Origin of the sequence: Burkholderia sp. LK4, assembly GCF_001043615.1 — a bacterium.
In the GTDB taxonomy this organism is placed as follows: domain Bacteria; phylum Pseudomonadota; class Gammaproteobacteria; order Burkholderiales; family Burkholderiaceae; genus Burkholderia; species Burkholderia cepacia.
Genome location: NZ_LDUL01000012.1, coordinates 22,676 through 49,628 on the forward strand (window position 1 = coordinate 22,676; position 26,953 = coordinate 49,628).

Annotated in this window: 22 protein-coding genes; 10 read left to right on the forward strand and 12 right to left on the reverse strand. The window is 67.7% G+C overall.

The features are described 5' to 3' along the window. Positions 1 to 9 precede the first annotated feature (9 nt). Positions 10 to 624 (forward strand): DUF4136 domain-containing protein, encoded by a 615-nt coding sequence (locus tag VK92_RS07725; RefSeq protein WP_048025564.1) that lies wholly within the window; start codon positions 10 to 12, stop codon positions 622 to 624. Between the two features lie 60 nt (positions 625 to 684). Here the strand turns inward: VK92_RS07725 and galU are convergent, their stop codons facing one another. Together galU and VK92_RS07735 are read right to left on the reverse strand one after the other, a co-directional pair. Beyond that, complete coding sequence (galU, locus tag VK92_RS07730) at positions 685 to 1,569, reverse strand: UTP--glucose-1-phosphate uridylyltransferase GalU (RefSeq protein WP_021162362.1); 885 nt, start codon at positions 1,567 to 1,569, stop codon at positions 685 to 687. An 87-nt stretch (positions 1,570 to 1,656) separates the two neighbouring features. After that, positions 1,657 to 4,524 (reverse strand): valine--tRNA ligase, encoded by a 2,868-nt coding sequence (locus tag VK92_RS07735; RefSeq protein WP_048025565.1) that lies wholly within the window; start codon positions 4,522 to 4,524, stop codon positions 1,657 to 1,659. Between the two features lie 224 nt (positions 4,525 to 4,748). Here VK92_RS07735 and VK92_RS07740 point away from each other — a divergent pair, with 224 nt between their 5' ends. Next, positions 4,749 to 7,112 carry a UvrD-helicase domain-containing protein gene (locus VK92_RS07740; RefSeq protein WP_048025566.1) on the forward strand — a complete coding sequence of 788 codons (2,364 nt, stop codon included), beginning with the start codon at positions 4,749 to 4,751 and terminating at the stop codon, positions 7,110 to 7,112. Then, the gene (locus VK92_RS07745; protein WP_048025567.1) at positions 7,109 to 7,906 is read left to right on the forward strand and encodes a 5'-methylthioadenosine/adenosylhomocysteine nucleosidase; all 798 of its coding nucleotides are present in this window, start codon (positions 7,109 to 7,111) and stop codon (positions 7,904 to 7,906) included. Before VK92_RS07740 ends, VK92_RS07745 begins: the two co-directional genes overlap by 4 nt. A 69-nt stretch (positions 7,907 to 7,975) precedes the next feature. On the opposite strand, the gene VK92_RS07750 is transcribed toward VK92_RS07745, so the two are convergent. Then, on the reverse strand, positions 7,976 to 9,214 hold the full coding sequence (locus VK92_RS07750) for an MFS transporter (protein WP_048025568.1): 1,239 nt from the start codon (positions 9,212 to 9,214) through the stop codon (positions 7,976 to 7,978). Positions 9,215 to 9,621: 407 nt separating this feature from the next. Between VK92_RS07750 and VK92_RS07755 the strand changes: the two genes are divergently transcribed. Further along, a complete protein-coding gene (locus tag VK92_RS07755; protein WP_048025569.1) occupies positions 9,622 to 11,295 on the forward strand; it encodes a methyl-accepting chemotaxis protein in 1,674 nt (557 codons plus the stop codon). A 21-nt stretch (positions 11,296 to 11,316) separates the two neighbouring features. Here VK92_RS07755 and VK92_RS07760 read toward each other — a convergent pair whose 3' ends face one another. The 4 genes from VK92_RS07760 to VK92_RS07775 are packed head-to-tail and all read right to left on the reverse strand — an operon-like array spanning position 11,317 to position 16,219. Continuing rightward, positions 11,317 to 12,192: an efflux RND transporter periplasmic adaptor subunit gene (locus VK92_RS07760; protein WP_014897260.1), complete on the reverse strand. Its 876-nt coding sequence runs from the start codon at positions 12,190 to 12,192 to the stop codon at positions 11,317 to 11,319. 12 nt (positions 12,193 to 12,204) lie between these two features. Continuing rightward, positions 12,205 to 12,408: a DUF1656 domain-containing protein gene (locus VK92_RS07765; RefSeq protein ID WP_011351756.1), complete on the reverse strand. Its 204-nt coding sequence runs from the start codon at positions 12,406 to 12,408 to the stop codon at positions 12,205 to 12,207. Next, positions 12,405 to 14,606, reverse strand: a complete 2,202-nt coding sequence (locus VK92_RS07770; RefSeq protein WP_048025570.1) for an FUSC family protein — start codon at positions 14,604 to 14,606, stop codon at positions 12,405 to 12,407. The genes VK92_RS07765 and VK92_RS07770 overlap by 4 nt, the downstream gene beginning before the upstream one ends. Before the next feature lie 14 nt (positions 14,607 to 14,620). After that, a complete protein-coding gene (locus VK92_RS07775) occupies positions 14,621 to 16,219 on the reverse strand; it encodes an efflux transporter outer membrane subunit (protein ID WP_082160901.1) in 1,599 nt (532 codons plus the stop codon). A gap of 157 nt (positions 16,220 to 16,376) precedes the next feature. Here VK92_RS07775 and VK92_RS07780 point away from each other — a divergent pair, with 157 nt between their 5' ends. Further along, the gene (locus VK92_RS07780; protein ID WP_048025572.1) at positions 16,377 to 17,318 is read left to right on the forward strand and encodes a LysR family transcriptional regulator; all 942 of its coding nucleotides are present in this window, start codon (positions 16,377 to 16,379) and stop codon (positions 17,316 to 17,318) included. Between the two features lie 117 nt (positions 17,319 to 17,435). Continuing rightward, positions 17,436 to 17,588 carry a hypothetical protein gene (locus tag VK92_RS42395; protein WP_006476208.1) on the forward strand — a complete coding sequence of 51 codons (153 nt, stop codon included), beginning with the start codon at positions 17,436 to 17,438 and terminating at the stop codon, positions 17,586 to 17,588. 70 nt (positions 17,589 to 17,658) lie between these two features. Here the strand turns inward: VK92_RS42395 and VK92_RS07785 are convergent, their stop codons facing one another. The 4 genes from VK92_RS07785 to wrbA are packed head-to-tail and all read right to left on the reverse strand — an operon-like array spanning position 17,659 to position 20,964. Beyond that, positions 17,659 to 18,489: a metallophosphoesterase gene (locus VK92_RS07785; RefSeq protein ID WP_048025573.1), complete on the reverse strand. Its 831-nt coding sequence runs from the start codon at positions 18,487 to 18,489 to the stop codon at positions 17,659 to 17,661. Positions 18,490 to 18,514: 25 nt separating this feature from the next. Further along, entirely contained in the window at positions 18,515 to 19,936 is a 1,422-nt protein-coding gene (locus VK92_RS07790) for an FAD-binding oxidoreductase (RefSeq protein ID WP_027787719.1), read from the reverse strand. Positions 19,937 to 19,954: 18 nt separating this feature from the next. After that, positions 19,955 to 20,347 carry a DUF2069 domain-containing protein gene (locus tag VK92_RS07795; RefSeq protein WP_021160810.1) on the reverse strand — a complete coding sequence of 131 codons (393 nt, stop codon included), beginning with the start codon at positions 20,345 to 20,347 and terminating at the stop codon, positions 19,955 to 19,957. After that, the gene (wrbA, locus tag VK92_RS07800; protein WP_048025574.1) at positions 20,344 to 20,964 is read right to left on the reverse strand and encodes an NAD(P)H:quinone oxidoreductase; all 621 of its coding nucleotides are present in this window, start codon (positions 20,962 to 20,964) and stop codon (positions 20,344 to 20,346) included. The genes VK92_RS07795 and wrbA overlap by 4 nt, the downstream gene beginning before the upstream one ends. Before the next feature lie 145 nt (positions 20,965 to 21,109). On the opposite strand from wrbA, the gene VK92_RS07805 reads away from it, so the two are divergent. Then, a complete protein-coding gene (locus tag VK92_RS07805; RefSeq protein ID WP_021160808.1) occupies positions 21,110 to 22,441 on the forward strand; it encodes a YihY family inner membrane protein in 1,332 nt (443 codons plus the stop codon). 16 nt (positions 22,442 to 22,457) lie between these two features. Here VK92_RS07805 and VK92_RS07810 read toward each other — a convergent pair whose 3' ends face one another. Next, positions 22,458 to 22,775 (reverse strand): Mpo1-like protein, encoded by a 318-nt coding sequence (locus VK92_RS07810; RefSeq protein WP_021160807.1) that lies wholly within the window; start codon positions 22,773 to 22,775, stop codon positions 22,458 to 22,460. Between the two features lie 159 nt (positions 22,776 to 22,934). On the opposite strand from VK92_RS07810, the gene VK92_RS07815 reads away from it, so the two are divergent. From VK92_RS07815 to aroC, 3 genes are all read left to right on the forward strand, one after another. Then, positions 22,935 to 23,390 carry a CBS domain-containing protein gene (locus VK92_RS07815; RefSeq protein WP_006755543.1) on the forward strand — a complete coding sequence of 152 codons (456 nt, stop codon included), beginning with the start codon at positions 22,935 to 22,937 and terminating at the stop codon, positions 23,388 to 23,390. A 139-nt stretch (positions 23,391 to 23,529) separates the two neighbouring features. Continuing rightward, complete coding sequence (locus VK92_RS07820; protein WP_021160806.1) at positions 23,530 to 25,464, forward strand: MFS transporter; 1,935 nt, start codon at positions 23,530 to 23,532, stop codon at positions 25,462 to 25,464. A gap of 236 nt (positions 25,465 to 25,700) precedes the next feature. Then, on the forward strand, positions 25,701 to 26,801 hold the full coding sequence (aroC, locus tag VK92_RS07825; RefSeq protein WP_021160805.1) for a chorismate synthase: 1,101 nt from the start codon (positions 25,701 to 25,703) through the stop codon (positions 26,799 to 26,801). Positions 26,802 to 26,953: the final 152 nt, after the last annotated feature.

The window sequence follows — 26,953 nt, forward strand, 5'->3', positions numbered from 1 at the left end:
GGGAAAGCCATGAGAAAGGAATGGGCAGCGGCCGCGCTGGCGGCGTCGCTGTTGACGGGTTGCGCCGGCGTGACGAGCGGCGTGAGTGCGGTCGGGCAGCCGAACGCGTTCGCATCCGATGCACACGGCTACGATTTCGTGCGGACGGCCGCGCAGGCCAACGATGCCGAATACCGGCAGATCGAGACGCTCGTGCGCGACGAACTCGCGCACCGCGGCTTCGATGCGAAACCGCTCAAGGACGCGCGCTACCGGCTGTCGGTCGCCTACGCGACGCAGCCGACGGCGGTCGCGGCCGTCGCCGACCAGTGCGGTGCGGCGAGCAGCGCATGCGTGACCGTCGACGGGCCGTCGCCGCTCGCGCTGCCGTTCGCCGGGAAGGTATACCGCCACGTGCTGACGCTGCAGTTCGTCGACGCGAAGTCGGGGGCCGACGTCTATCGCGTGACGGCGTCGCTGCGCGATCGCGAGCCGGGCACGCAGCAGGCCGCGCCGGCGCTCGTGAAGAGCGCGCTCGCGAAGATGCCGTTCGGCGCGGGCAACGGCTGGCTCGTCAAGACGAAAAAAGACGACGCGGGCGGGATGCCGGGCGTCGTCTCGGTGAAGCCGGCCGAAGCGCGCTGAGCGCCGGCCGGCGAGGTGAGGGCGGGCTCGCCGGAGTGAGCCCTTGTGCCCTTGCCGCGTTCAGTCGGCCGGGTGTGCGCCGTCGCGCGAGCGCAGGTACGCGTCGAACTCCGCGCCGACTTCCGCGTGGCGCAGCGCGAATTCGACCGTCGCCTTCAGGTAGCCGAGCTTGCTGCCGCAGTCGTAGCGCGTGCCCTGGTACTTGTAGGCCAGCACCTGTTCATCGGCGAGCAGTGCCTGGATCGCGTCCGTGAGCTGCAGTTCGCCGCCCGCGCCGGGCTTCAGCGCGCGCAGATGCTCGAAGATCCTCGGCTTCAGGATGTAGCGGCCGACCACGCCGAGGTTCGACGGCGCGACTTCCGGCGCCGGCTTTTCGATGATCGCCGACATCTTGACGATCGACTCCTCCCACTCCTTGCCGTCGACGATCCCGTACGACTTCGTCTCCGACGGCGGGATCTCTTCGACGCCGATCACCGAGCTGTGATAGTGGTCGAACACGTCGACCATCTGTTTCATCACGGGCGGGTTGCCGTCGAGCAGGTCGTCGGCGAGGATCACCGCGAACGGGTTGTCCGCCACGAGCTTTTCCGCGCACAGCACCGCATGGCCGAGGCCGAGCGCTTCCGGCTGGCGCACATAGAAGCAGTCGACATGGCTCGGCTTGATGCTGCGCACGAGTTCGAGCAGCTTCTCCTTGCCGCGCGCCTCGAGTTCGGCCTCGATTTCGTACGACTTGTCGAAATGGTCCTCGATCGCGCGCTTGCTGCGCCCGGTGACGAAGATCATCTCGGTAATGCCGGCGGCGATCGCTTCCTCGACCGCGTACTGGATCAGCGGCTTGTCGACGACCGGCAGCATTTCCTTCGGGCTTGCCTTCGTTGCCGGCAGGAAGCGCGTGCCGAGGCCGGCAACAGGGAATACCGCCTTGGTGACTTTCAACATGATCGAACCTTTATTTCTGTAATCGACTTGTCAGACGGTTTATGTTCACGCCCGCATTATAGTGAACGCAAACAACCTTACCCTTTGTTACGCAGGCAACCGATCGAGCTGCGCACGCAGTTTTTCGAGCGTGCTCTGGAATTCCGCGACGCGCTTCTGCTCCTGTTCGACCACCGCCGGCGGCGCTTTCGCGACGAAAGCCTCGTTGCCGAGCTTCGCATTGCACTTCGCGATTTCGCCCGTCAGGCGCGCGATTTCCTTCGACAGGCGCTCGCGTTCGGCCGCGACGTCGATTTCCACCTTCAGCACCAGCTTGTTCGGCCCGACGATCGCGATCGGCGCGCCGTGCGCTTCCTTGTCGAGCGCCGCTTCGTCCGCGAGGATCTGCACTTCCGACAGGCGCGCGAGGGCCTGGACGTACGGCGCGAACGAGCGCAGGCGCTCGGCATCGCCGGCGGCAAGCAGCGGCACCTTGGTTGCCGGCGACAGGTTCATCTCGCCGCGCAGGTTGCGGCACGCGTCGACGATCGCCTTCAGGTCGGCCGCCCACTGTTCGGACACCTCGTCGATCTTCTGCAGGTTCGCGACCGGGTACGCCTGCACCATCAGCGACGCTTCTCCGTCGGCCTTGCCTTGCGGATAGCGGCCCGCGAGCGGCGCGACCTTCTGCCAGAGCGCTTCGGTAATGAACGGGATGATCGGGTGTGCGAGGCGCAGCACCGTTTCGAGCACGCGCAGCAGCGTGCGGCGCGTGGCGCGCTGCTGTTCCGGCGTGCCGTTCTGGATCTGCACCTTCGCGAGTTCGAGATACCAGTCGCAGTATTCGTCCCACACGAACTTGTAGATGCTGCTTGCGATGTTGTCGAAGCGGTAATCGGCGAAGCCCTTCGCGATGTCGGCCTCGGTGCGCTGCAGCAGCGACACGATCCAGCGGTCGGCCGCCGAGAAGTCGAGGTAGCCGCCCGGGCCGCAATCGCCCGCGCCGCAGACTTCCGGCTTGTCGCTGCCGCAGTCGTGGCCTTCGCAGTTCATCAGCACGAAGCGCGTCGCGTTCCACAGCTTGTTGCAGAAGTTGCGATAGCCCTCGCAGCGCGCGAGGTCGAAGTTCACGTTGCGACCGAGCGTTGCCATCGACGCCATCGTGAAGCGCAGCGCGTCGGTGCCGAACGCGGCGATGCCGTCCGGGAATTCCTTGCGCGTCTTCTTCTCGATCGTCGCGGCCTGTTTCGGGTTCATCAGGCCCGTCGTGCGCTTCGCGACCAGCGTGTCGAGGTCGATGCCGTCGACGATGTCGATCGGGTCGAGCGTGTTGCCCTTGCTCTTCGACATCTTCTGGCCTTCCGCGTCGCGCACGAGGCCGTGCACGTAGACGGTGTGGAACGGCACCTGGCCCGTGAAGTGCGTGGTCATCATCACCATCCGGGCGACCCAGAAGAAGATGATGTCGAAGCCCGTGACGAGCACCGACGACGGCAGGAAGTGCTTCAGCTCAGGCGTTTCGTTCGGCCAGCCGAGCGACGAGAACGGCACGAGCGCCGACGAGAACCACGTGTCGAGCACGTCCTCGTCGCGCTTCAGCGCGCCCGCGTAACCCTTCGCGGCAGCCTGCGCGCGCGCTTCTTCCTCGTTGCGCGCGACGAACACCTCGCCGTTCTCGCCGTACCACGCGGGAATCTGGTGGCCCCACCACAGCTGGCGTGAGATGCACCAGTCCTGGATGTTCTCGAGCCACTGGTAATAGGTGGTCGTCCAGTTTTCCGGCACGAACTTGATCTGGCCGTTGCGCACGACGTCGAGCGACGTTTCCGTGATCGACTTGCCGGGATTGAACGTGCCTTCCGGCGCCGGCTTCGTCATCGCGACGAACCACTGGTCGGTCAGCATCGGCTCGATCACGACGCCCGTGCGGTCGCCGCGCGGCACCATCAGCTTGTGCGGTTTCACCGAGTCGAGGAAGCCTTGCGCGTCGAGGTCGGCGACGATCGCCTTGCGCGCGTCGAAGCGGTCGAGGCCTCGATACTGCTCGGGGCCGTTGTCGTTGATCTTCGCGTCGAGCGTCAGGATCTCGATCGGCGCGAGGTTGTGGCGCAGGCCGACCTGGTAGTCGTTGAAGTCGTGCGCGGGCGTGACCTTCACGACGCCCGTGCCGAACTCGCGGTCGACGTAATCGTCGGCGATCACCGGGATCTCGCGGCCCGTCAGCGGCAGCGTGACGAGCTTGCCGATCAGGTGCGCGTAGCGCTCGTCTTCCGGATGGACCATCAGCGCGACGTCGCCGAGCATCGTTTCCGGGCGCGTCGTGGCAACGGTCAGCGAGCCCGAGCCGTCGACGAGCGGGTAGCGGATGTGCCACAGGTGGCCGTTTTCCTCTTCGCTCACGACTTCGAGATCCGACACGGCGGTCAACAGCACCGGATCCCAGTTGACGAGGCGCTTGCCGCGGTAGATCAGGCCCTGTTCATAAAGCGTGACGAACACGTCGCGCACGGCGGCCGACATCTTGTCGTCCATCGTGAAGTACTCGCGCGACCAGTCGGTGGACGCGCCGATGCGACGCACCTGGCCGGTGATCGTCGAACCGGATTTTTCCTTCCATACCCACACGCGCTCCACGAACTTCTCGCGGCCGAGGTCGTGGCGCGACACGCCCTGCGCGTCGAGCTGGCGCTCGACGACGATCTGGGTCGCGATCCCCGCGTGGTCGGTGCCGGGCACCCACAGCGTGTTCTCGCCGAGCATCCGGTGGTAGCGGGCGAGGCCGTCCATGATCGTCTGGTTGAACGCGTGGCCCATGTGCAGCGTGCCCGTCACGTTCGGCGGCGGCAACTGGATCGAGAAATCGGGGCGGGCCGGATCGAATGCCGGGGCCGCGTAACCGCGCTTTTCCCACTCCGGCCCCCAATGGGACTCGATGGTGTGGGGCTCGAAACTCTTCGCAAGCGTGTTGTCGCTCATGTTGGAAATCTGCCGAAAAATGCGTGAATTGGATGCCGAATCCGACAATTATAAATGGATGCACATCGACCAGCCATCGCCTTGCCGGCGCGGGCCCGTCGCGACGCGGCCGCCACGTGCCGGCAACGTACCCGCGACGGGCGGTCGAACGGATCGGGAACGGCATCGTCCGGCCGACTTATAATGTCGGGTCCGCATTTTTCTCGCCCGTTCGCTGCCGCTCCATGCCCGACCTGCTCGCCAATCTGAACCCCGAACAACTCGCCGCCGTCACGTTGCCGAACGAACCGGCGCTGATCCTCGCAGGGGCGGGCAGCGGCAAGACCCGCGTACTGATCACGCGCATCGCGTGGCTGATCCAGCAGGGCTACGCATCGCCGCCCACCGTGCTCGCCGTGACCTTCACGAACAAGGCCGCGCGCGAGATGATGGCGCGCCTGTCGGCGATGATGCCGATCGACACGCGCGGGATGTGGATCGGCACGTTCCACGGCCTGTGCAACCGGATGCTGCGCACGCACTGGCGCGACGCCGGCCTGCCGCAGACCTTCCAGATCCTCGACACGGCCGACCAGCTGTCCGCGATCAAGCGGCTGATGAAGGCGGCGAACGTCGACGACGAGAAGTACCCGCCGAAGAACGTCCAGTACTTCATCAACAATGCGAAGGAGCAGGGGCTGCGTCCCGACAAGGTCGACGCGACCGACAACTTCAACCGCAAGTTCGTCGAGCTGTACCAGGCATACGACCAGCAGTGCCAGCGCGAGGGCGTCGTCGATTTCCCCGAGCTGCTGCTGCGCTGCTATGAATTGCTCGCGTACAACGCGCCGCTGCGCGCGCACTACCAGGCGCGCTTCCGGCACATCCTCGTCGACGAGTTCCAGGACACCAACAAGCTGCAGTACGCGTGGCTCAAGATGCTCGCGGGCGGCCAGAACGCGATCTTCGCGGTCGGCGACGACGATCAGTCGATCTACGCGTTCCGCGGCGCGAACGTCGGCAACATGCGCGACTTCGAAGACGAATTCCGTGTGCGCAACCTGATCAAGCTCGAGCAGAACTACCGGTCGCACGGCAACATCCTCGACGCGGCGAACCAGCTGATCTCGAACAACACGCACCGCCTCGGCAAGAACCTGCGCACCGACGCGGGCCACGGCGAGCCCGTGCGCGTGTACGAGGCGAGCACCGATTCGCAGGAAGCCGGCTGGATCGTCGAGGAGATCCGCTCGCTGATCAACACCGGGATGGCGCGCAGCGAAGTGGCCGTCCTGTACCGCAGCAACGCGCAGTCGCGCTCGATCGAGCATACGCTGATGTCGTCGGGCATTCCGTACCGCGTGTACGGCGGCCTGCGCTTCTTCGAACGCCAGGAAGTGAAGCACGCGCTCGCGTACCTGCGCCTGATCGACAACCCGAACGACGACACGGCGTTCGTGCGCGTCGTGAACTTCCCGACCCGCGGAATCGGCGCGCGCTCGATCGAGCAGCTCGCCGACGCCGCGCGCCTGTACGGCTGCTCGATGGCCGCCGCGATTCCGTACGTGACGGGCAAGGCCGGCACGAGCCTCGGCGGGTTCGCGAACCTGGTCGCGAAGATGCGCGCCGACACGCAGCACATGAACCTGCCCGACACCGTCGAGCACATCGTGCGCGCCAGCGGTCTCGCCGATTTCTACCAGGGCGAGCGCGAAGGCCAGGACCGTCTCGAGAACTTGCAGGAACTCGTGAACGCGGCCACCGCGTTCATCGCCGAGGAGGGCTACGGGCTCGACACGCCGGCCCGTTCGATTCCGCTGCGCGCGGGCGCGATCGCGGCCCCGGAGCTCGGCACCGCGACGGACGACCAGGCGGTCGACGTGCTCGACCCGGTATCGCCTGCCGACCCGGCACAGAACCCCGACACGATGACGCCGCTCGCCGGTTTCCTGTCGCATGCGTCGCTGGAGGCCGGCGACAACCAGGCGCAGGCCGGCCAGGACGCCGTGCAGCTGATGACGGTGCACGCGGCGAAGGGGCTCGAATTCTCGGCCGTGTTCATCACGGGCCTCGAGGAAGGGCTGTTCCCGCATGAGAACAGCGTGCTCGAATCGGACGGCCTCGAGGAAGAGCGCCGGCTGATGTACGTCGCGATCACGCGCGCGAAGGAGCGTCTCTACCTGTCGTTCGCGCAGAGCCGGATGCTGCATGGCCAGACCCGCTACAACGTGCGCTCGCGCTTCTTCGACGAGTTGCCCGAACACGTGCTCAAGTGGCTGACGCCGAAGGTCGAGGCCGGTTCGCGCTGGGGTGGCCGGTCGGACAACGCCGGATACGGGCGCGACTGGTTCGCGCGGCCGGGCGGCGGCAGTCGCGAGCAGATCGTCGATGCGGCCGTGTCCGCGCCGCTGCCGGCGTTCGCGAACAAGCAGCGTGCCGCCGATACCGGTTTCCGCGTCGGCCAGCAGGTGTTCCATACCAAGTTCGGCGAAGGCACGGTCACCGCGCTCGAAGGCAACGGCACCGATGCGAAGGCACAGGTGAAATTCAAGCGGCACGGCGAGAAGTGGCTCGCGCTCGCGGTCGCGAAACTGCAGGCGGTGGAATGACGGGCATCGACAGGGTGGGTACCGCTTCGATTCGACCGCTCGGCATCCTGGCCGCGTTGCCCGAGGAACTCGGCGACCTGATCGCCGCGATGCGCGCCGACGGCGCGATGAAGACGGTCACGCTCGGCCGCCGCGATTATCACGTCGGTACCGTGCACGGCGCGGCCTGTGTGGTGACGCTCGCGCGGGTCGGCAAGGTCGCGGCCGCCGCGACGGTCAGCGCGCTGATCCACGTGTTCGGCGTGTCGGGCATCGTGTTCACCGGCGTCGCGGGCGGTGTGTCGCGCACGGTGCGCGTCGGCGATGTCGTCGTGGCCGATACGCTGCTGCAGCACGATCTCGACGCGTCGCCGCTGTTTCCCCGCTATGAGGTGCCTTTGCTCGGCATCACGCGTTTCGCGACCGACGCCGCACTGACCGCGCGCCTGCGGGCCGCGTGCACGCAATTCGTCGCGGAAGAGGGCGCGCAGTTCGCCGCTCGCTTCAGCCTGGCCGGCGCGACGCTGCATGCGGGGCTCGTCATCAGCGGCGACCGCTTCGTGTCGAGCGAGCGCGAGGTCGTCGCGCTGCGCGATGCGCTGCCGGATGCGCTCGCGGTCGAAATGGAAGGGGCCGCGATCGCGCAGGTGTGCGCGGAGCACGACGTGCCGTTCGCGCTCGTGCGCACGATCTCCGATACGGCCGACGACCACGCGACGCAGTCGTTCTCGCACTTCCTGTCGGCGATTGCGAGCAGCTATTCGTCCGGCATCCTCAAGCGTTTCCTGACGCTGCACGCGACGACGGCGGCCTGAAGCCGCCGTCGATCCCGTCGATCGGAGCATCACGGCCGCGGCGCCGGCAGGCGCGCCGCGGCCGTTTTTTCACGCCTTCTTGCGCCGGCTGCTTTCGAGGTTCGGCAGGAACACCGTCAGCACGCCGATCAGCGGCAGGAACGAGCACACCTTGTAGACGAACGTGATGCTCGTTGCGTCGGCGAGCTGGCCGAGCACGGCCGCGCCGACACCGCCGAGGCCGAACGCGAAGCCGAAGAACAGGCCCGCGACCATCCCGACCTTGCCGGGCATCAGCTCCGTCGCGTAGACCAGGATCGCGGCGAACGCCGACGCGAGCACGATGCCGATGATCACGGTCAGCACGCTGGTCCAGAACAGGTTCGCGTACGGCAGCAGCAGCGTGAACGGCGCGACGCCGAGGATCGATACCCAGATCACGTACTTGCGGCCGATCCGGTCGCCCACCGGCCCGCCGATCAGCGTGCCCGCCGCCACGGCCGCGAGGAACACGAACAGGTGGATCTGCGCGGCCTGCACCGACAGGTGGAACTTGTCGATCAGGTAGAACGTGAAATAGCTGTTGATGCTCGCGAGGTAGAAATACTTCGAGAACACGAGCAGCACCAGCACGCCGATCGCGCTCATCACGCGGCCGCGCGACAGCGTCGGATGGCCGGCCGCCGCGGCCTTCTTCTTCATCGACGGATGCTTCTTGTACCAGTGGCCGATCTGCGTGAGCACGATCATCGCGACGAGCGCGGCTGCCGAGAACCACGCGATGCTGTGCTGGCCGTGCGGAATGATCACGAGCGCGGCGAGCAGCGGCCCGAGCGCGGAACCCGCGTTGCCGCCGACCTGGAACACCGACTGCGCGAGCCCGTGCTGACCGCCCGACGCCATCCGCGCGACGCGCGACGATTCGGGATGGAACACCGACGAGCCGCAGCCGACGAGCGCCGCGGCCACCAGCAGCATCGGGAAATTCGGCGCGACCGACATCAGCAGCAGCCCGGCGAGCGTGAAACCCATGCCGACCGGCAGCGAATACGGTTTCGGCCGCTTGTCCGTATAGAGGCCGACGAGCGGCTGCAGCAGCGACGCGGTGATCTGGTAGGTGAGCGTGATCAGGCCGATCTGCGCGAACGACAGCGCGAACTGGCTCTTGAGCATCGGGTAGATCGCGAGGATCAACGACTGGATCATGTCGTTGAGCATGTGCGAGAAGCTGATCGCGCCGAGCACCGGGTAGACGGTGCGGGCGACGGGTGGCGCGGAAGGCTGGGTGGCGGCTGCGCCGGCGGAGCCGGTGTCGAGGCTGGTTTCCATGTGAGAGCTGAACGAGTTGAGGTGGCGGGCGCGCTCTGCTGGGGATCGGCGCGTCTTGAATCGTTGCTGCGTCAAAGAAGTGTAATGTGGCGTATCGGGAATGTCCGGACAAGTTTTATCGTGAATCGGACATTCATCCGACGGATCGCCCGATGCCCGCTTTTTTGGCCGGGTATAACGCAGGCGGCACGCCCGCCCGCAAGCGGGGCGGGCGCCCGGGGCCGGTGCGTGGTTTACCGGACTCAAGAAACGGCGGTGGCGGCCGTAGAACGACCCAATGACAACTGGCGCGCCGCGCCCGGCACCGGCTATCCGCCGTGCGGGCGCAGGACGCGCGGCATGGCCAGCCATCGCGGGTACGCCGGGACCGACCTTTCCGGCCGCGTGATCAATACGGGGATATATCGATGAAAGCAGCATCTTTGCGTCCACAGCCCGGTGCGGTCGCCGCCGCACCCGACGTCGCCGCCGGTCGCGCCGCCCGGCGCCCGCGGGCGGCGCGTCGCGAGCGCCGGCCGTGGACCGTCAAGGCGACGTTGCGCGCCGCATTCGCGATCCTGCTCGCCGGCACGCTGGCGATCGGCATGTTTTCGCTCTGGCAGATCAGCCGGCTGAATGCGTCGATCGCGTCCGTCTACGAGCAGGGTCACGTCGCGAGCCGCGCGGCCGAGGAGGTTCGGGCCGAAGTGCTGCGCGCGAGCCGGGCCCAGAAGATGCTGCTGACCGCGACCACCGCGAAGGAACGCGACGAGCTGGGCGCCGAGGTGAGCGCGGGGCTCGCGTCGATCGGCCAGGCGCTCGGCACGCTGCAGCGCTACGCGGATCCGGCCGACGTCGACGATTCGGCGCGGCTGCGCGCGTTCTCGACGGCGGTCGGCGCGTGGAGCGCGCATCTGCGCGATTTCGTCGCGCTCGTGCGGGCACAGCCGCTCGACCTGTCGCAGATGAGCTGGCAGGTCGGCACGCAGGACGTGTCGCTGCTGGTCGAAACCGGCAAGCTCGAAAAACTGGTCGCCGAACTCGTGAAGACACGCGGCGCGAAGTCGAAGGCGACGCTCGATGCGTCCGCCACCATTTTCTCGTCGTCGTTCGCGATGATCGCGGCGATGACGGTTGCGCTGATCGTGCTCGCGATCGTCATCGCGGAGCGCGTCGTGCGCCGTCTCGCGTCGCAGCTCGGGGGCGAGCCCGCGCATGCGAAGGCGATTGCCGCGGACATCGCGCGCGGCGACCTGACGCGACCAATTACGCTGGGCCGGCACGACCGCGACAGCATGGTGCGTGCGCTGGCCGAGATGCAGACGGGGCTCGCGGCGACCGTCGGCGAGATTGCCGTCAGCGCCGAGGCGATCGCGGCCGCGTCGGGCGAGATTTCCACCGGCAATCTCGATCTGTCCAGGCGTACCGAGCAGCAGGCCGTCGCGCTCGAGCGCACCGCGGCCAGCATGGAGCAGCTCACGTCGACCGTACGGCAGAACGCCGAGAACGCGCGGCAGGCGAGCGCGCTCGCGGCCAATGCTTCGGCCGTTGCGGAGACGGGCGGGGAAGTCGTCGGGCGCGTCGTCGCGACGATGAGCGAGATCGACGACAGCGCGAAGAACATCCGCGAGATCATCGGCACGATCGAGGGGATCGCGTTCCAGACCAACATTCTCGCGTTGAACGCGGCGGTCGAGGCCGCCCGCGCGGGCGAGCAGGGGCGTGGCTTCTCGGTGGTCGCGGGTGAAGTCCGCCTGCTCGCGCAGCGCGCGGCGACCGCGGCGAAGGAGATCCGCGCGCTGATCGGCGCGTCGGTCGAGCGAGTCGCGAACGGTGCGGCGCTCGCGCACGATGCGGGCCGCACGATGGACGACGTCGTTCGGGCGGTCAAGCGCGTGACCGACATCATCGGTGAAATTTCCGCCGCATCGGACGAGCAGAGCGCGGGCATCGACGAGATCGGCCGCGCGGTCACGCAGATGGACGCCGGCACCCAGCAGAACGCGGCACTCGTCGAGCAGGCGGCCGCCGCGGCGAATGCGCTCGACGAGCAGGCGCAGGCCTTGAAGTCGCTGGTCGGGCGCTTTCGTATCGCGGCCTGAGCGCTGCCGACCGTTCAGACGTTACGACTTCTTCTGCTTGTCCGGATCGATGATGACCGTGCAGGTCGTACCCGCCGACAGCACCACGTCGGCCGGCACTTCGTCGATCCTGATGCGCACCGGCACGCGCTGCGCGAGGCGCACCCAGTTGAAGGTCGGGTTCACGTCCGCGACGAGGTCGCGGCTTTGCGGGTTGTCGCGATCGTAGATGCCGCGCGAGATGCTTTCGACGTGGCCCTTCATCACGCCGCCGCTCATCAGCCGCATTTCGGCCGGCGCGCCGATCTTCACGCGCGGCAGCTTGGTTTCCTCGAAGTAGCCGTAGACCCAGAACGAGTGGCTGTCGACGATCGCGAGCTTCGCCTGGCCGGCCACCGCGTAGTTGCCCTTGAACGTCTGCAGGTTCGTGATGTAGCCGTCGACCGGCGCGACGACGCGCGTGCGCTCGAGGTTGAGCTTCGCGGCATCGAGCGCGGCGATTGCCTGCTGGTACTGCGCATCGGCGCTCGACGCACTGTGCGCGGCGTTCTCGCGGTTTTCCTTCGACACGACGAGCGCATCGAGATCCGCGCGGCGCGCCGCGTCGTCGCGGCGCATCTGCAGTTCCGCGCGGCGGGCGGCGACGGCCGCCTGCGCCTGCTCGACCGCGATCTGGTAGTGCGAAGGGTCGATCTGCATGATCAGGTCGCCCTTTTTCACGAGCTGGTTGTCATGCACGGGCAGTTCGACGATCGCGCCCGACACGTCCGGCGCGACGTTGACGATCTCGGCGCGCACGCGCCCGTCGCGCGTCCACGGATCGTCCATGTAGTGCACCCACAGCGAGCGCCCGATCAGGATCGCGACGAGAAGGATGACGGCGGTCGCGACGAAGCCGAAGAGTTTTCTGAGAATCATGATGGTTCGGAATCAACGGTAAACGGCAAGACTCAGTCCGCCGCAAATGCAGACGAGGAGGCAGGCCCGGAACAGCGACGGGTGCCAGACGAGACGGTAGAGGCCCGTATAGGCGAGCAGGCGGTCGACGGCCCAGGTCGCGAGCGCGCCGAGGACGAACATCAGCACCACCGTGGGCATGTAGGCATCGAGAATGGCGATTTCACGCGGCATCATGACGAGGCTCCTGGTTGGGGACGCACGGGGCGGTTGCGGTTGAGCGCGGCGAGCGGCGATTCGGGATCGAGCAGTGCCGTGCGCACGAAATGCAGATGGCTCAGGATGCGCTGCAGCCGGTGACGTTCGTCGCGCGTCGGCGTGAACGCGTCGAGCGTCTGCCGGGTCGCGTCGATCGCATCGTTCACCGCGGCGAGCGTTGCATCGAAACGTTCGGCGTCCGGTCGCGCGAACAGCGACGACAGCGCGGCGCGCATCGTCTCGATCGCGCGGCGCCACGGCGTCGTCGGCGCGTAGCGCGGGTCGGACGGCAGCGTGGCCAGTTCGTGGCGCAGATCGATGGCCGCATTCCCGGTTTCGAGCACCGCGAACATCCAGCGCAGCGCGTCGCGCTGCACGTCGGGCTGGTCGGCCGACAGCGTGTGCGCCTGGTACATCAGGTCGCGCGCGCCGCTCTCGAAGCGCGTGCGCAGTCCGGCGAGCCGCGCGTGGCAGGCCGCGACGGCCTGGTGACGCAGGTCGGCGAACAGGCGTTTCTTGAGCCACGGCGCGGTCGGCGGGAACAGCACGGCGAACGCGATCGCCGAGACGAGCATCGACAACAGGAGCGCGAGCGCGTCGTTCATGAAGCTCGTGGGATCGTAGTGCGTGATGCTGTCGGGGCCGGCGAGGAAGCAGAAGAAGATCAGATAGCCCGCGCCGTAGCCCGCGAGCTTCGGCTTCAGCGTCATGTAGATGCCGATCGCGAGCAACGGCGCGAGCGCCGCGCACAGCAGGACGAAGCCGTCGATCCGCGGGTAGATGCCGAACGTCAGCAGGAAGCCGGTGCAAACGGCCAGCGCCGTGCCCATCCCCATCTGCGCGGCCATCGCGGTCGGGCGCGGCGCCGACGACGCGAGCGCGCAGGTCGCCGCGGCGTTCAGCACCAGCATCACGCCGCTCGGCCACGCGGTCTCGATCCAGAACCACCCGAGCGCGAGAATCACCGTCGCGGTGCGGATCCCCGCGATCGTGGCGGCCGTTCTGTTGGTGCGCGGCTCGTAGCGTTCGATCCAGCGTTCGCGCTCGTGCGTCGCGGTCGCGAGCGACGCATAGGTCGCCGCGTATTCCTGCAGGTCGGTGATGAAGCGGTACAGCAGTTCGGCGGCGGTATCGAAGTCGAGCAGCGGGAAGTCGGGCTGCGTTTCGAGTTCCGCGCGCGTCGCGCGGATCCGGCGCGGCAGCGCGTCGCGCCACGCGAGCAGTTGCTCGGCCGAGTGCGCGGCGTCGATCGACGTGCGCACGGGTTCGCCATCGCGCGTGAGCAGCGGCGCGATCTCGCGGAAATACGGCTCGATCGCGTCGATCGCCGCCTGCGCGCCGGCCGCGTGCAGCCGGTTCATCAGCTGGTGCAGCGCGTGAAAGCGGCTCGACGCGCTCATGAACTCGCTGTTCAGCCGCGCGAGGCGGCCGCTGCGCATGCGCGTGTCCGGATCCTCGAACACGGCCATGCTGCGCGCGGCCTCGAAGCCGACCACGTCGGCGACGAAGCGCGTATGGATGGTCTCGATGTGCGCGCGGTCGAGCTGGCCCGACAGCGCCGACGCGACGTAGTCGACGAAGCTGCCGAAGCGCTTGCGCACCGTAGTGCGCATCTGCTCGCCCGTATACCGCGGAAACACGAGCGCACTGACGACGCCGGCCGACACGATCCCGATGATGACTTCGGAGACCCGCGTCATCGCGCTCATGAATGCGCCATCCGGGTGTTGCGACGCAGGCAGGCCGATCAGCGCGGTCGTATAACCGGCGAGCAGGAAGCCGTAACTGCGGAAGTTGCGGTTGCGCGCGGCGCCGGCGGTGCACAGCGCGATCCACAGGGCGATCGCCAGCAGGAAAAGCTGCGGCTGCTGCGGGAACAGCCCGACGAACGTGAGCGTCGCGATGAGCCCGAAAATCGTGCCGGCGACCCGGTAGAAGCTTTTCGCGAGCACGGCGCCGCTTTGCGGCTGCATCACGATGAAGACGGTCGTCATTGCCGTTTTCGGCGCCGGCAGGTCGAGCCGCATCGACACGCCGAGCGCGATGAAGGCCGCGAGCAGCGCCTTGAACAGGTAGAGCCACGCGGCGCCGTCGGTGCGGGCCCAGTCGCCTAACGCGGCATACCAGGCCGCGAACGGACCGCCGGCGGTCGGGGAGAGGGGGGAGGAGGCTGACATGGCGTCGCTCCGGGTTACCGTGCGGCCGGCACGCCAGCCGCACCGGCGGCCGCGACCTGCGCGGGCCGGGCGGCGGCTGCCACGGGTTTCGCACCCGACGCGGCGGCCGGCGCGGCTGCGCCCGCGGCGGATTCGCCATGCGACGGATGGCTGCCCGACGGAGGCACGTCCGTGCCCGTCTCGACGCCGCCACCAAGCGCGGCCATCAACTGAGCGTGCGCGGCGAGGCGTTCCGCATCGATGCGGGCGGCCGTTTCCTGCGCGCGCAACAATTGCTGTTGCGCGACCAGCACGTTGACGTAGTCGGTCAGCCCGCGGCGGAAGCCTTCGCGCGACAGCTGATAGCTGCGGTCGTTGGCGGCCACCGAGCGCGCGGCGTCCTTCTTCTGCGTATCGAGCGAACGGATCCGCACGACCTGGTCGGCGATGTCCTTGAGCGCGCCGACGATCGTCTGGTTGTATTGCTCGACCGCCTGGTCGTAGCCGGCATTCGCCGCGCCGAGCTGCGCGCGCAGCCGGCCGCCTTCGAAGATCGGCAGCGACAGCGCGGGGCCGGCCGTCCAGCCGCCGTTCATCGCGCGCAGGAAGTCGGCGAACGGCGCGGTCACGCCGAAGCCGCCGACCGTCGCGAGCAGGTCGATGTTCGGGTAGAACGAAGCCTTCGCGACGTCGATGCCGCGCGCCTGCGCGTCGACCGTCCAGCGTGCCGCGACCACGTCGGGGCGGCGGCCGAGCAGGTCGGCCGGCATCGCCGACGGCAAGCCGGCCGGTGCGTCGAGCGACAGCCGGGGCCGCTGGATCGCATCGCCGGCGCCCGGGCCCTTGCCGGCCAGTGCGGCGAGCTGATGCCGCGCGAGCTGGATCGCTTCCTCGTAGCTGTCGATCTGGCGCTCATAGTCGGGCAGCGTCGATTCCGCCTGGCTCACCTCGAGCTGCGTGCCGAGGCCAGCCTGCAGCCGCTTGCGCGCGAGATCGGCGAGCGAGCGCTGGCGTTCGAACGTTTCGTGCGCGAGGTCGAGCAGCGCGTAGTTCATCGACATGCCGACGTACGCGCGCACGACGTTGACTTCGAGTTCGAGCTTCGCCGCGCGTGCGTCGGCGGCGGTCGCGTGCGCGGTGTCGAGCGCGCGCTCGGTCGCATTCTTGTCCTTGCCCCACAGGTCGAGGTGGTAGGACAGGCCGAGCGTGCCGGTGTTGTTCCAGGTATCGGTGTTCGCGAGCGGGCCGGGGCCGTAATAGACGTTGTCCGGCCAGTGCTGGCGCATCAGCGATAGGTTGCCGTTGATCTGCGGCAACTCGGCCGAGCGGGCCACGCGCGCCATCGCCTGCGCTTCGCGCACGCGGGCCTCGGCGGCCGCGAGCGTCGGGTTGCCGGCCTGTGCGGCAGCAATCCACGTGTCGAGCTGCGGATCGCGGTAGGCACGCCACCAGTCGGCCGCGGGCCAGCCCGCGTCACGGTCGGCCGCGCGGATCGCCGCGCCGGCATCGAGCGCGTTCGCTTCGATGCGGGCCGACTGCGGCTTGTTGTCGCCCATGCTCGCGCACCCGGCCATTATTAATGAGACTGCAAGAACCGCCAGTGCGAGCGTCCCTTTTGTCGCCGGAGACTGCACGATTTTCTCCCTTTCGGATATAGATGAGTCGGATGCGATTATATTTTTCAGCGATTCCTGAATATACGGACAAGGGTGCAAGTCATTTTTACGAATCCTGAGACAATACTTGTTCGCCTCTGTGCAACAATCCGTCCGGATTCAAACGGGTAATGGGATGGATACGTTACAAAACATGCGGGTATTCGTCCGCGTGGTCGACGCGGGAAGCTTTACCGCGGCCGCCCAGCAGATGAATTCGACCACTGCCTACGCGTCGCGCGCGGTCTCGGATCTCGAGGCGCACCTGCGCACGCGCCTTCTGAACCGCACGACGCGCCGGATCGCACTGACCGAAGCCGGCGAGCGCTACCTGCAGCGCTGCGAGCAGATCCTCGCGTATGTCGACCAGGCCGAAGCCGAGGCGGGCGACGCGCATGCGCGCCCGTCGGGCAAGCTGAAGGTGCACTGCTTCACGAGCCTCGGCCAGCACTACCTGGTGCCGGCCATCGCGCGTTATCGCGAGCGCTACCCGGACGTGCACGTCGAGCTGACGCTCGCGCAGCGGATGCCCGACCTGCTCGACGAGGGCTACGACGTCGCGATCGTCGTCGGCCGCGACCTGCCGGATTCGGGGCTCGTGTCGCAGCGGCTCGGCGAGAGCTACAGCGTGGTGTGCGCGTCGCGCGGCTACGTCGAGGCGAACGGCGTGCCGCAGCGGCCCGCGGATCTCGCGCAGCACGTATGCCTCGGGATGGTCGCGCCGGGCTTTCAGTTCGACGAATGGGCGCTGGCGGGGCCGAACGGCGACGAAGTCGTCCCGATCACGGCGCCGCCGTTTCGCGTGAACGTCGCCGAGGCGCTCGCCGTGGCCGTGCGCGAAGGGATGGGGATCGGCGGCCTGCCGCTCTATTCGGCGATCGGCTGGTTGCGCAGCGGGCACATCGTGCGCGTGATGCCCGAATACCGGTCGCACGTGATGAACATCTACGCGCTGTATCCGTCGCGTCAGTACCTCGACGCGAAAATCCGTACCTGGGTCGATTTCCTGCGCGACGAGCTGCCGGCCACGCTGGCAGCCGACGAAGCCGCGCTCGAACCGTACACGCGTGCGACATGACCGCGCGGTTGGCCGCGATCTGACGAGATTTGTCCTTCACGCAACATTTTTTTACGAACGCGTGTCAGACAGTTTGATACTGTGGGAATTAACGAGATACGCAACCCCGGAGTAGCGATGGATACGCACCTGATGATCGGCCTTGGAGTCCTGCTGGGCGCGGCCGCGGCCGCCGCGGCGACCCGCGACCTGCTGCGCGCGATGAAGGCGAAGGCGCAGATGAAGCCGGTGCCGGTACGGGTGCGCGAGCCGCGCCGCCCCGGCCGCTGATCCGCGGTCACGCTCCGGGGCGAAAAGGTCGCGCAAAAAGGCCGCGCAATGCGGCCGGGCGGGCCGGCGCTCAGCCGAGCTCGACGACCTTGTCCCACGTGAACGCGGTGTTTTCCCGTTCGCCGGTGCGCCGGTGGATGTAGCCGCGCGGATTGCATACCACGCGTGTGCCACCGTCCGCCACATAGTCGAATGACGTATGCGTGTGGCCGTGGAGCCACAGATCCACCGGCGGCTGCACGAGTTCCGCCATGTCCGTGACGAATCCCGCCGATGCAAGATCGTCCGCGTAGCGCTGCGCCAGCGAGCGCCGGTGCGGCGCATGATGGGTCACGACAATGGTCCGGCCCGCGAACGGCGCCGCGAGTTGCGTTTCCAGCCATGCGCGGCTGCGTCGATGCAGCGCGATCGCGTCGGCCGGCGAGAAATCCCGTTCCGGCGTGCCCGGCGCCGCATGCAGCGCCGCGTCATGCGGCCAGGTCACCTGGATCAAGCCCTTGAAATCGAGCATCACGCGCAGCCCGGCGTCGATTGCACCCGCGAGGCTGGCTTCGTCGGTACCGAACAGCGAAAAATCGGCCCAGAGCGTCGTGCCGAGCACGCGGAACCGCTGCCCGGGATCGACGTAGACGTCGTTGTTCAGGTAATGCACGTTGTCGAGCGCCTGCGCCGCGTCGCGCATCGTCGTCTCCAGCGCGCCGAATTCCCCGTCGTAGTACTCGTGGTTACCTGGCACGTAGATCACCGGTACCGCGGGATCGAACGTTTCGGCCGCCCAGCGCAGGCCTTCCGCGTGATTGTGGATGTCGCCGGCCAGCACGACGAGATCCGCGTCGGCATGCGCGATCGCGTCGGGCTGGTTGCTTTCGAGGTGCAGGTCGGACAGGACGCGGATTTTCACGGGCGGGGCTCCGGAGTGGGCGGCTTCAGCGCAGGACCTTGCCGGGATTCATCAGGCCGCGCGGGTCGAGCGCGGTCTTCAGCGTGCGCATCAGCGTCGTTTCGACCGGGGACTTGTAGCGCTGCGCGTCGTCGATCTTCAGCTGGCCGATCCCGTGCTCCGCGCTGATCGTGCCGTGGTGGCGGTGCACGTTGTCGTAGACGATCCGGTTGATCGGCGCCTGGAACGCGGCGAGGAACGCCTTCGGATCGCCGCCTTCGGGCATCTGCACGTTGTAGTGGAGGTTGCCGTCGCCGAGATGGCCGAACGTGACCATCCGCGCGCCCGGCGCGGCCTGCTGGATCGCTGCGTCGGTTTCGTCGATGAAGCGCGCGATCGACGAAATCGGCACCGCGATGTCGTGCTTGATGTTGAGCCCCTCGTCGGCCTGTGCGAGCGGGATGTGCTCGCGCAGATCCCAGAACGCGCGCGATTGCGCGAGATTCTCCGCGACCACCGCGTCGACCACGAGCCCGGCCTCGAACGCTTCCTCCATCAGTTTCTCGAACAGCGCGCGCGCATGCGCCTCGCTTTCGTTGTCGGACAGTTCGAGCAGCACCGTTTGCGCGTGCGTCTGCGCGAACGGGTAGCGCAGTTGCGGGTAGTGCTTGCCGACCAGCTGCATGCAGAAATCCGACATCAGCTCGAAGCCGGTCAGGAGCGGCCCGGCCGCGCGCTGCGCGAGCGCGAGGAAATCGAGCGCCGCGTGCGGCGATTCGAGCGCGGCGAGTGCCGTGACCTGCGCGGCCGGCAGCGGATGCAGCTTCATCACGGCCGCCGTGATGATCCCGAGCGTGCCTTCCGCGCCGATGAACAGGTCGCGCAGGTCGTAGCCCGTGTTGTCCTTGCGCAGTCCGCGCAGTCCGTCCCAGATCTCGCCCTGCGGCGTCACCACCTCGAGCCCGAGGCACAGCTCGCGCGCGTTCCCGTAGCGCAGCACCGCGGTGCCGCCGGCATTGGTCGACAGGTTGCCGCCGATCGTGCAGCTGCCTTCCGCCGCGAGGCTCAGCGCGAACAGGCGGCCGCCTTCGCGGGCACGTGCCTGCACGTCGGCGAGAATCACGCCGGCTTCGACGGTGATCGTGTTGTTGTGCGGATCGAGCGCGCGCACGCGGTTCAGGCGCGCGACGCTCAGCACGGCCTGGCTGCCGCTCGCGTCGGGCGTGGCGCCGCCGGCAAGGCCGGTGTTGCCGCCTTGCGGCACGAGTGCGATGCCGTGTGCGTTGGCCAGCTTGACGAGGGCTGCGACCTCGGCCGTGTTCGCGGGTTTCAGCACCGCGCACGCGGCACCCTTGTAGCGGCGGCGCCAGTCGGTCAGGAACGGTTCGGTATCGTGCGGGTCGGTCAGCACATGATCGGCGCCGATCGCATCGCGGCACGCGGAAACGAAAGCTTCGGAGGACATCATCACCTTGTCGCGTAAGGTTCAGGACGCGGCGCGCGACTTTTTCGCCGCGCGCTTGAACGGCGCGACGTATGCCAGCGCCGTCACGAAGAAACCGACGGCGAGCGCGGTTTCGCACCAGCCGAGCGTCGCGGACAGCCCGCGATCGGACATGCCCCGTACGACGCCTTCGGCGAAATAGACGAGGATCAGCATGCTCGCCCACTGCATCGTATAGATGTTACGCCGCCAGACGCCGGGCAGCGCGAGCGCGAGCGGTATCGCCTTGAGCATCAGCGCGGAGCCGCCCGGGCGCAGCGGCGCGAGCCGCAGCTCCCACGCGAGCGACAGCGCGATCAGCGCGACGAGGCATGCGGCGGCAATCAGCGCGTAGCGCGGCCGGGCAGTGACGGCGGGACGGGCGGGGGCGTTCATGCGGCCTCGGCGGCCCGGGCGCTGGAGAGGGCCGCCGCCGCGCGGGCGAGCCGCACGCCGAGCGCGGCCGCAAGCGCCTTTTCGTCCGCCGACAGGCCGCCGGCGGCCGAGCGGTCGTGCTGCGCGACGTGAGAGGCGCCGTACGGCGTGCCGCCGGTACGCGTCGTGCTGAGTGCGGATTCCGTGTACGGGATCCCGACGATCATCATGCCGTGATGAAGCAGCGGCAGCATCATCGACAGCAACGTCGATTCCTGGCCGCCGTGCAGGCTGCCCGTCGACGTGAACACGCTGGCCGGCTTGCCGGTCAGCGCACCCGACAACCATTGCGGCGTGGTGCCGTCGAGGAAATACTTGAGCGACGCGGCCATGTTGCCGAAGCGGGTCGGCGAGCCGAGCGCGAGGCCCGCGCATTCCTCGAGATCGCGCAGTTCCGCATACGGCGGGCCGTCGGCGGGGATGTCGGGGGCGGTGGCTTCGCAGACGGTCGACACGGGCGGCACGGTGCGGATGCGGGCCTGCATGCCCGGCACGCTGTCGATGCCGTTCGCGATCGCGAGCGCCAGATCGCGCGTGGCGCCGTGACGGCTGTAATAGAGAACGAGGATGTCTTTCATGGACGACGGAACCGCGTGCGGCCGCGCGCGTGCCCGGTGCAGTCGGCCCCTGCTGGAATCGAGCGGCTATTATAGGGGCTGAAGCCGTCGCGCAGCGCGGCGGCGGCGCGCCACCGGGCGCGCGGTATCAAGAAGGAGAAGCCGTTTGCCGAAGTTGAGCGTCGATCTCGACACCCTCAAGCGCCTGGCGCAGTTCGCGGCCCGGCGCAGCGCCGAGGATCGCATCCCGCAAGTGGCGGGCAGCCTGACGTTCACGACGATGCTGGCCCTCGTGCCGCTCGTGACGGTCGCGTTCGCGCTGTTCACCGCGTTCCCGATGTTCGCGTCGTTCCAGATCTCGCTGCAGGGATTCCTCGCGGATCACCTGATGCCCGCGCAGTTCAACGTCCAGATATTCAAGTACCTGAACCAGTTCGCGTCGAAGGCCAAGGGGCTGACGACGGCCGGCCTGATCGTGCTCGTCGTCACATCGGTGATGACGATGATGACGATCGAGTCGGCGTTCAACCTGATCTGGCGGGTACGCAAGCCGCGACCGTTCGCGCAGCGCGTGCTCGCGTACTGGGCGCTGATCACGCTGGGCCCGCTGTTGTTCGGTGTGAGCCTGTCGATCTCGTCGTACCTGTTCACGCAGTCGCTCGCGTTTACCGGCGCCGGGTCGTCCACGTCGATCGTCGAATGGCTGCTGGCGCTCGTGTCGCTGCCGCTGGCGGTGCTCGCGTTCACGCTGCTGTACGTGTACCTGCCGAACTGCACGGTCGCGTGGCGCGATGCGGTGATCGGCGGGCTGTTCGCGGCAATTGCGTTCGAGCTCGCGAAGCGCGGTTTCGGCTACTACGTGCGGCGCATTCCGACCTATACGGCCGTATACGGTGCGTTCGCGGCGTTGCCCGTGTTCCTGTTGTGGGTGTACCTGAGCTGGTTCATCGCGCTGCTCGGCGCGATGGTGGCCTCCGCGCTGCCGGCGATCCGCGTCGGCCAGTTCCACCGCATCCACTATCCGGGCAGCGACCTGCTCGACGCACTGGAAATGCTCGCGCGCCTGGCCGAAGCGCGCACGGCCGGCAAGCGCGGCTACACGGCGATGCGGCTCGCGACCATGCTGCGCTGCGACATGGAAACCGCGCAGCGCCTGCTGACGACGATGGAGGAGCGGGAATGGATCGCGCGGCTGGACGGCGGCGGCGAGACCACGCCGCGCTACATCCTGCTCGCGAACCCGGAGCAGCTGACGCTCGCGCAGTTGTTCGACGTGCTGGTGATCGACCGCACGGAGCTGACCTACCAGTTGCAGCGACGCCGCAGCCATGTCGATGGCGCGGCGCTGCTCGCGGTGCTGTCGAGCGATCGCTTCGACGTGTCGCTCGCGTCGCTGATCGCCGCGCACCGGCCGGCCGGCGCACAAGCGGCGGGTGTCCCGGGGCCGGCGCCGGGCGGCGTGCCCGACCCGCACGCGCGGCCGCCGCGGCCCGCGTGAGCGCGGTGCCTGGCCGTTACAGCGGGATCTTGCCGGTGCAGATGTCCTTGAACATCACCCAGTCGCCCATCAGGCTGTAGATCGGGTGCCGGAACGTGGCCGGGCGGTTCTTCTCGAAGAAGAAGTGTCCGACCCACGCGAACCCGTAGCCGCAGACGATCGCCGCCGGCAGCCACAGCCAGTCGCCGGTCGCGATCGCCATCGCGACGCAGCCGATCACGCCGAGCGAGCCGACGAAGTGCAGCCGCCGCGACGTCAGGTTCTGGTGTTCGTTCAGGTAATACGGGTAGAAATCAGCGAAGCTGGCGAATTGCTCCGTATGCGTATGCGCCATGGCCGTCTCCTCGGGCCGCTGTTCATGGGGCCATTGTGCTGCCGGCGGCCGGCTTCCGCAAGCGGGGCGGCGGCCCGCCGCACGGGCCCGCGCTTTCCTTTTGACAGGCTTTCCGATAGGATCGAAAGAGGTTTTGCATTCAAGCATGAGGGGACTACGATGCGCGTCAGCGATATTCTGAAAGTAAAGGGCAACACGCTGTTTACGGTGACGCCCGACAAGCCGCTGCGCGAAGCGGTCGACACGATGGCCGAGCACGACATCGGCTCGCTCGTCGTGATGGAGTACGGCGATCTCGTCGGGATGCTGACGTTCCGCGAGATCATCCTGCGCCTGCACGTGAACGGCGGTGCGATTGGCGACGTGCAGGTGCGCAAGGTGATGGACGAGCCGCTCACGTGCACGCCGGAAACGGACGTCAACGAAGTGCGCCGGATGATGCTCGAGCGCCATGCGCGCTATATGCCGGTGCTCGACAAGAAGGTGCTGATGGGCGTCATTTCGTTCTACGACGTCGCGAAGACGGTTGTCGAGGCGCAGAGCTTCGAGAACCGCATGCTGAAGGCGTACATCCGCGACTGGCCGGAATCGGAAGCCGAAGCGCACAAGTCGTGAACCACGCCGCGCCCGTCGCCGTCATGCGCGGGCGCCGCCACCCGGCACGCGGCGGCGCAGGCTTGTCCTGCGCCGCCGTTTTTCCAATGACCACACAAGGCCCGCGCAGCGTCGCCCAGACGGCGCGCGCGTATTCCGCATGAGCGATCAAACGCAAGCCACTTCCAGGCGGCGCGACGAACGGCACGCGCACGCGTCGCAGTTCGACCTGCTGCGCGAGCGCCGTTTCGCGCCGTTCTTCACGACCCAGTTCCTCGGTGCGCTGAACGACAACGTCTTCAAGATCGGCTTCACGTCGCTCGTCACCTATCACACCGCGCGGTTCGCCGGTGTCGATGCGAAGACGGCGGCCTTCCTGATTTCCGCGATCTTCATCCTGCCGTTCGTGCTGTTCTCGGCGACGTCCGGCCAGATCGCCGACAAGTACGACAAGGCGACCCTCACGCGTTTCGTGAAGACCTTCGAGATCGTGCTGATGCTGGTCGGCGCGGCGGGCTTCGTCATGCACAGCGCGCCGCTGCTGTATCTGTGCACGTTCATGATGGGGATGCACTCGACGCTGTTCGGGCCCGTCAAGTATTCGTACCTGCCGCAGCATCTCGGCGAGCATGAGCTGGTCGGCGGCAACGGCCTCGTCGAGATGGGCACGTTCATCGCGATCCTGATCGGCACGATCATCGGCGGCGCGGCCGCGGGCATCGAAGGTGCCGGCGAGCGCGTGCTCGCGGTGAGCGTGCTCGTCATCGCGATCGCGGGGCGTCTCGTCGCGCAGCGCGTGCCTTCCACGCCGGCGCCGCAGCCCGATCTCGTGATCAACTGGAATCCGGTCAGCGAGACCTGGCGCAATCTCGGGCTCGCACGGCAGAACCGCACCGTGTTCCTGAGCCTGCTCGGCATCTCGTGGCTGTGGTTCGTCGGCGCGACGTTCCTCACGTCGTTCTTCAATTTCGCGAAGGACGTGCTGTCGGCGAGCCCTGACGTCGTCACGGTCCTGCTCGCGACGTTCTCGGTCGGTATCGGCCTCGGATCGCTGCTGTGCGAACGGCTGTCGCAGCGGCGCGTCGAGATCGGCCTCGTGCCGCTCGGCTCGATCGGCATCAGCGTGTTCGCGATCGAGCTGTATTTCGCGAGCCGCGCGCTGCCGTCGCCCGGCCATCTGCTGTCGGTCGGCGAATTCCTGGCCGGCGCGCGCCACTGGCGCATCCTGGCGGACCTGTTCCTGCTCGCGATGTTCGGCGGCTTCTACAGCGTGCCGCTGTACGCGCTGATCCAGAGCCGCAGCGCGCCGACGCACCGCGCGCGGATCATCGCCGCGAACAACATCCTGAACGCGCTGTTCATGATCCTGTCGGCCGTGATGGCGATGGGGCTGACCAAGGCCGGCGTCGACATCCCGGGGCTGTTCCTCGTCACCGCGCTGTTGAACGTGATCGTCGCGGCCTATATCTATCTGCTCGTGCCGGAGTTCCTGCTCCGCTTCGTCGCGTGGGTCCTCGTCCACACGTTCTACCGGATTCGTCTCGTGCACGCGGAGCGGATTCCGGCGGAAGGCGCGGCCGTGCTCGTGTGCAACCACGTCAGCTACGTCGATGCGCTCGTGCTGGCCGCCGCGAGCCCGCGCCCGATCCGTTTCGTGATGGATCACCGGATCTTCAAGACGCGCTTCGCGAGCTGGGTATTCCGGCATGCGAAGGCGATCCCGATCGCGCCGCGCCACGAGGATCCCGCGATGCTCGCGCGCGCGTACGACGCATGTGAGGCCGCGCTGAAGGACGGCGAACTCGTGTGCATCTTCCCCGAGGGCAAGCTGACCAAGACGGGTGACATCAACACGTTCCACCACGGCATCACCGAGATCCTGGGCCGCACGCCGGCACCCGTGATTCCGATGGCGCTGCGCGGGCTGTGGGGCAGTTATTTTTCACGGCATTCCGATGCGCGGATGCCGCGACCCATCAAGCGCGGCGTGATGAGCCGGCTGACGCTGGCGGTCGGCGAGCCGGTCCCGGCATCGGTCGCGACGCCCGAGTCGCTGCAGGCCGCGGTAACCGAACTGCGCGGCGCGCGGAAGTAGGCGGGCGCCCGTCCGGATGCGTCCGGCTGCAACCGGGCCGGACGGGCTTGTGCCGCACAAGCCGGGCCGCGCGCACGTTCCGTGCGTCCGGGCTGCCTTTCATGCGGCCTGCGGCCCGCGGGCGCGGGACGGCTGGCATAATAGCGGCTTACCTCTTTTCTCGACCGGCAAACGATCGATCTGCCCGCGCCCGGGCAGCGCATCGGTTTGCCCATTTCTCTTTGGGCGGTTCCATCATGTCCGGCAATACCCTCGGCACGCTTTTCACTGTCACGACCTTCGGCGAATCGCACGGTCCCGCGATCGGTTGCGTGATCGACGGCTGCCCGCCGGGAATGGGGCTGACCGAAGCCGACATCCAGGTCGAACTCGATCGCCGCAAGCCGGGCACGTCGCGTCACGTGACGCAACGGCAGGAGGCTGACCAGGTCGAGATCCTGTCGGGCGTGTTCGAAGGCGTGACGACCGGTACGCCGATCGCACTGCTGATCCGCAACACCGACCAGCGCAGCAAGGACTACGGCAACATCGTCGAGACGTTCCGTCCCGGCCACGCCGACTACACCTACTGGCAGAAATACGGCATCCGCGACTACCGCGGCGGCGGCCGTTCGTCCGCGCGCCTGACCGCACCGATCGTCGGCGCTGGTGCGGTCGCGAAGAAGTGGCTGCGCGAGCGCTTCGGCGTCGAGGTGCGCGGCTACATGAGCGGCCTTGGCGAAATCGACGTGCCGTTCGTCGACTGGTCGCACGTGCACGAGAATCCGTTCTTCTCGCCGAATGCGGCGGTCGTGCCGGAGCTCGAGGCGTACATGGATGCGCTGCGCAAGGATGGCGATTCGATCGGCGCGCGCATCGACGTCGTCGCGTCGGGCGTGCCGGTCGGCTGGGGCGAGCCGGTGTTCGACCGTCTCGATGCGGACATCGCGAAGGCGATGATGAGCATCAACGCGGTGAAGGGCGTCGAGATCGGTGCGGGTTTCGACAGCGTCGCGCAGCGCGGCTCGATGCACGGCGACGAGCTGACACCGGGCGGTTTCGTCGGCAACCATGCGGGCGGCGTACTCGGCGGGATTTCGACGGGGCAGGACATCACCGTGTCGATCGCGATCAAGCCGACGTCGAGCATCCGTACGCCGCGCCGTTCGATCACGAAGGCGGGCGACGAGGCGACGGTGGAAACGTTCGGCCGCCACGATCCGTGCGTCGGCATCCGTGCGACGCCGATCGCCGAGTCGATGCTCGCACTGGTGCTGATCGATCACGCGCTGCGCCATCGCGCGCAGTGCGGGGACGTCGAGACGTCGACGCCGAAGATCGCCGGTAGCGCGACCTGACGCAAACGGGCGGGCGCGGCACGTCTCGCCATTGGGAATGCAAAACGGGGCGCTGCTTCAGGCAGCGCCCCGTTTCGTTTGTGGCGACCGGCAAAAACGCGCCGCTCGCGGCGGCGCGTCGTGGCGGATTACATGTTCGGGTAATTCGGCCC

What these genes read in the sequence shown, in the direction of transcription:
- VK92_RS07760 (WP_014897260.1), bottom strand. Translation starts at nt 12,192, where the DNA reads ATGATTCTCAGAAAACTCTTCGGCTTCGTCGCGACCGCCGTCATCCTT.
- VK92_RS07780 (WP_048025572.1), top strand. Translation starts at nt 16,377, where the DNA reads ATGGATACGTTACAAAACATGCGGGTATTCGTCCGCGTGGTCGACGCG.
- VK92_RS07735 (WP_048025565.1), bottom strand. Translation starts at nt 4,524, where the DNA reads ATGAGCGACAACACGCTTGCGAAGAGTTTCGAGCCCCACACCATCGAG.
- VK92_RS42395 (WP_006476208.1), top strand. Translation starts at nt 17,436, where the DNA reads ATGGATACGCACCTGATGATCGGCCTTGGAGTCCTGCTGGGCGCGGCC.
- wrbA (WP_048025574.1), bottom strand. Translation starts at nt 20,964, where the DNA reads ATGAAAGACATCCTCGTTCTCTATTACAGCCGTCACGGCGCCACGCGC.
- VK92_RS07815 (WP_006755543.1), top strand. Translation starts at nt 22,935, where the DNA reads ATGCGCGTCAGCGATATTCTGAAAGTAAAGGGCAACACGCTGTTTACG.
- VK92_RS07810 (WP_021160807.1), bottom strand. Translation starts at nt 22,775, where the DNA reads ATGGCGCATACGCATACGGAGCAATTCGCCAGCTTCGCTGATTTCTAC.
- VK92_RS07750 (WP_048025568.1), bottom strand. Translation starts at nt 9,214, where the DNA reads ATGGAAACCAGCCTCGACACCGGCTCCGCCGGCGCAGCCGCCACCCAG.
- VK92_RS07755 (WP_048025569.1), top strand. Translation starts at nt 9,622, where the DNA reads ATGAAAGCAGCATCTTTGCGTCCACAGCCCGGTGCGGTCGCCGCCGCA.
- VK92_RS07740 (WP_048025566.1), top strand. Translation starts at nt 4,749, where the DNA reads ATGCCCGACCTGCTCGCCAATCTGAACCCCGAACAACTCGCCGCCGTC.
- VK92_RS07795 (WP_021160810.1), bottom strand. Translation starts at nt 20,347, where the DNA reads ATGAACGCCCCCGCCCGTCCCGCCGTCACTGCCCGGCCGCGCTACGCG.
- aroC (WP_021160805.1), top strand. Translation starts at nt 25,701, where the DNA reads ATGTCCGGCAATACCCTCGGCACGCTTTTCACTGTCACGACCTTCGGC.
- VK92_RS07820 (WP_021160806.1), top strand. Translation starts at nt 23,530, where the DNA reads ATGAGCGATCAAACGCAAGCCACTTCCAGGCGGCGCGACGAACGGCAC.
- galU (WP_021162362.1), bottom strand. Translation starts at nt 1,569, where the DNA reads ATGTTGAAAGTCACCAAGGCGGTATTCCCTGTTGCCGGCCTCGGCACG.
- VK92_RS07765 (WP_011351756.1), bottom strand. Translation starts at nt 12,408, where the DNA reads ATGATGCCGCGTGAAATCGCCATTCTCGATGCCTACATGCCCACGGTG.
- VK92_RS07790 (WP_027787719.1), bottom strand. Translation starts at nt 19,936, where the DNA reads ATGATGTCCTCCGAAGCTTTCGTTTCCGCGTGCCGCGATGCGATCGGC.
- VK92_RS07770 (WP_048025570.1), bottom strand. Translation starts at nt 14,606, where the DNA reads ATGTCAGCCTCCTCCCCCCTCTCCCCGACCGCCGGCGGTCCGTTCGCG.
- VK92_RS07745 (WP_048025567.1), top strand. Translation starts at nt 7,109, where the DNA reads ATGACGGGCATCGACAGGGTGGGTACCGCTTCGATTCGACCGCTCGGC.
- VK92_RS07725 (WP_048025564.1), top strand. Translation starts at nt 10, where the DNA reads ATGAGAAAGGAATGGGCAGCGGCCGCGCTGGCGGCGTCGCTGTTGACG.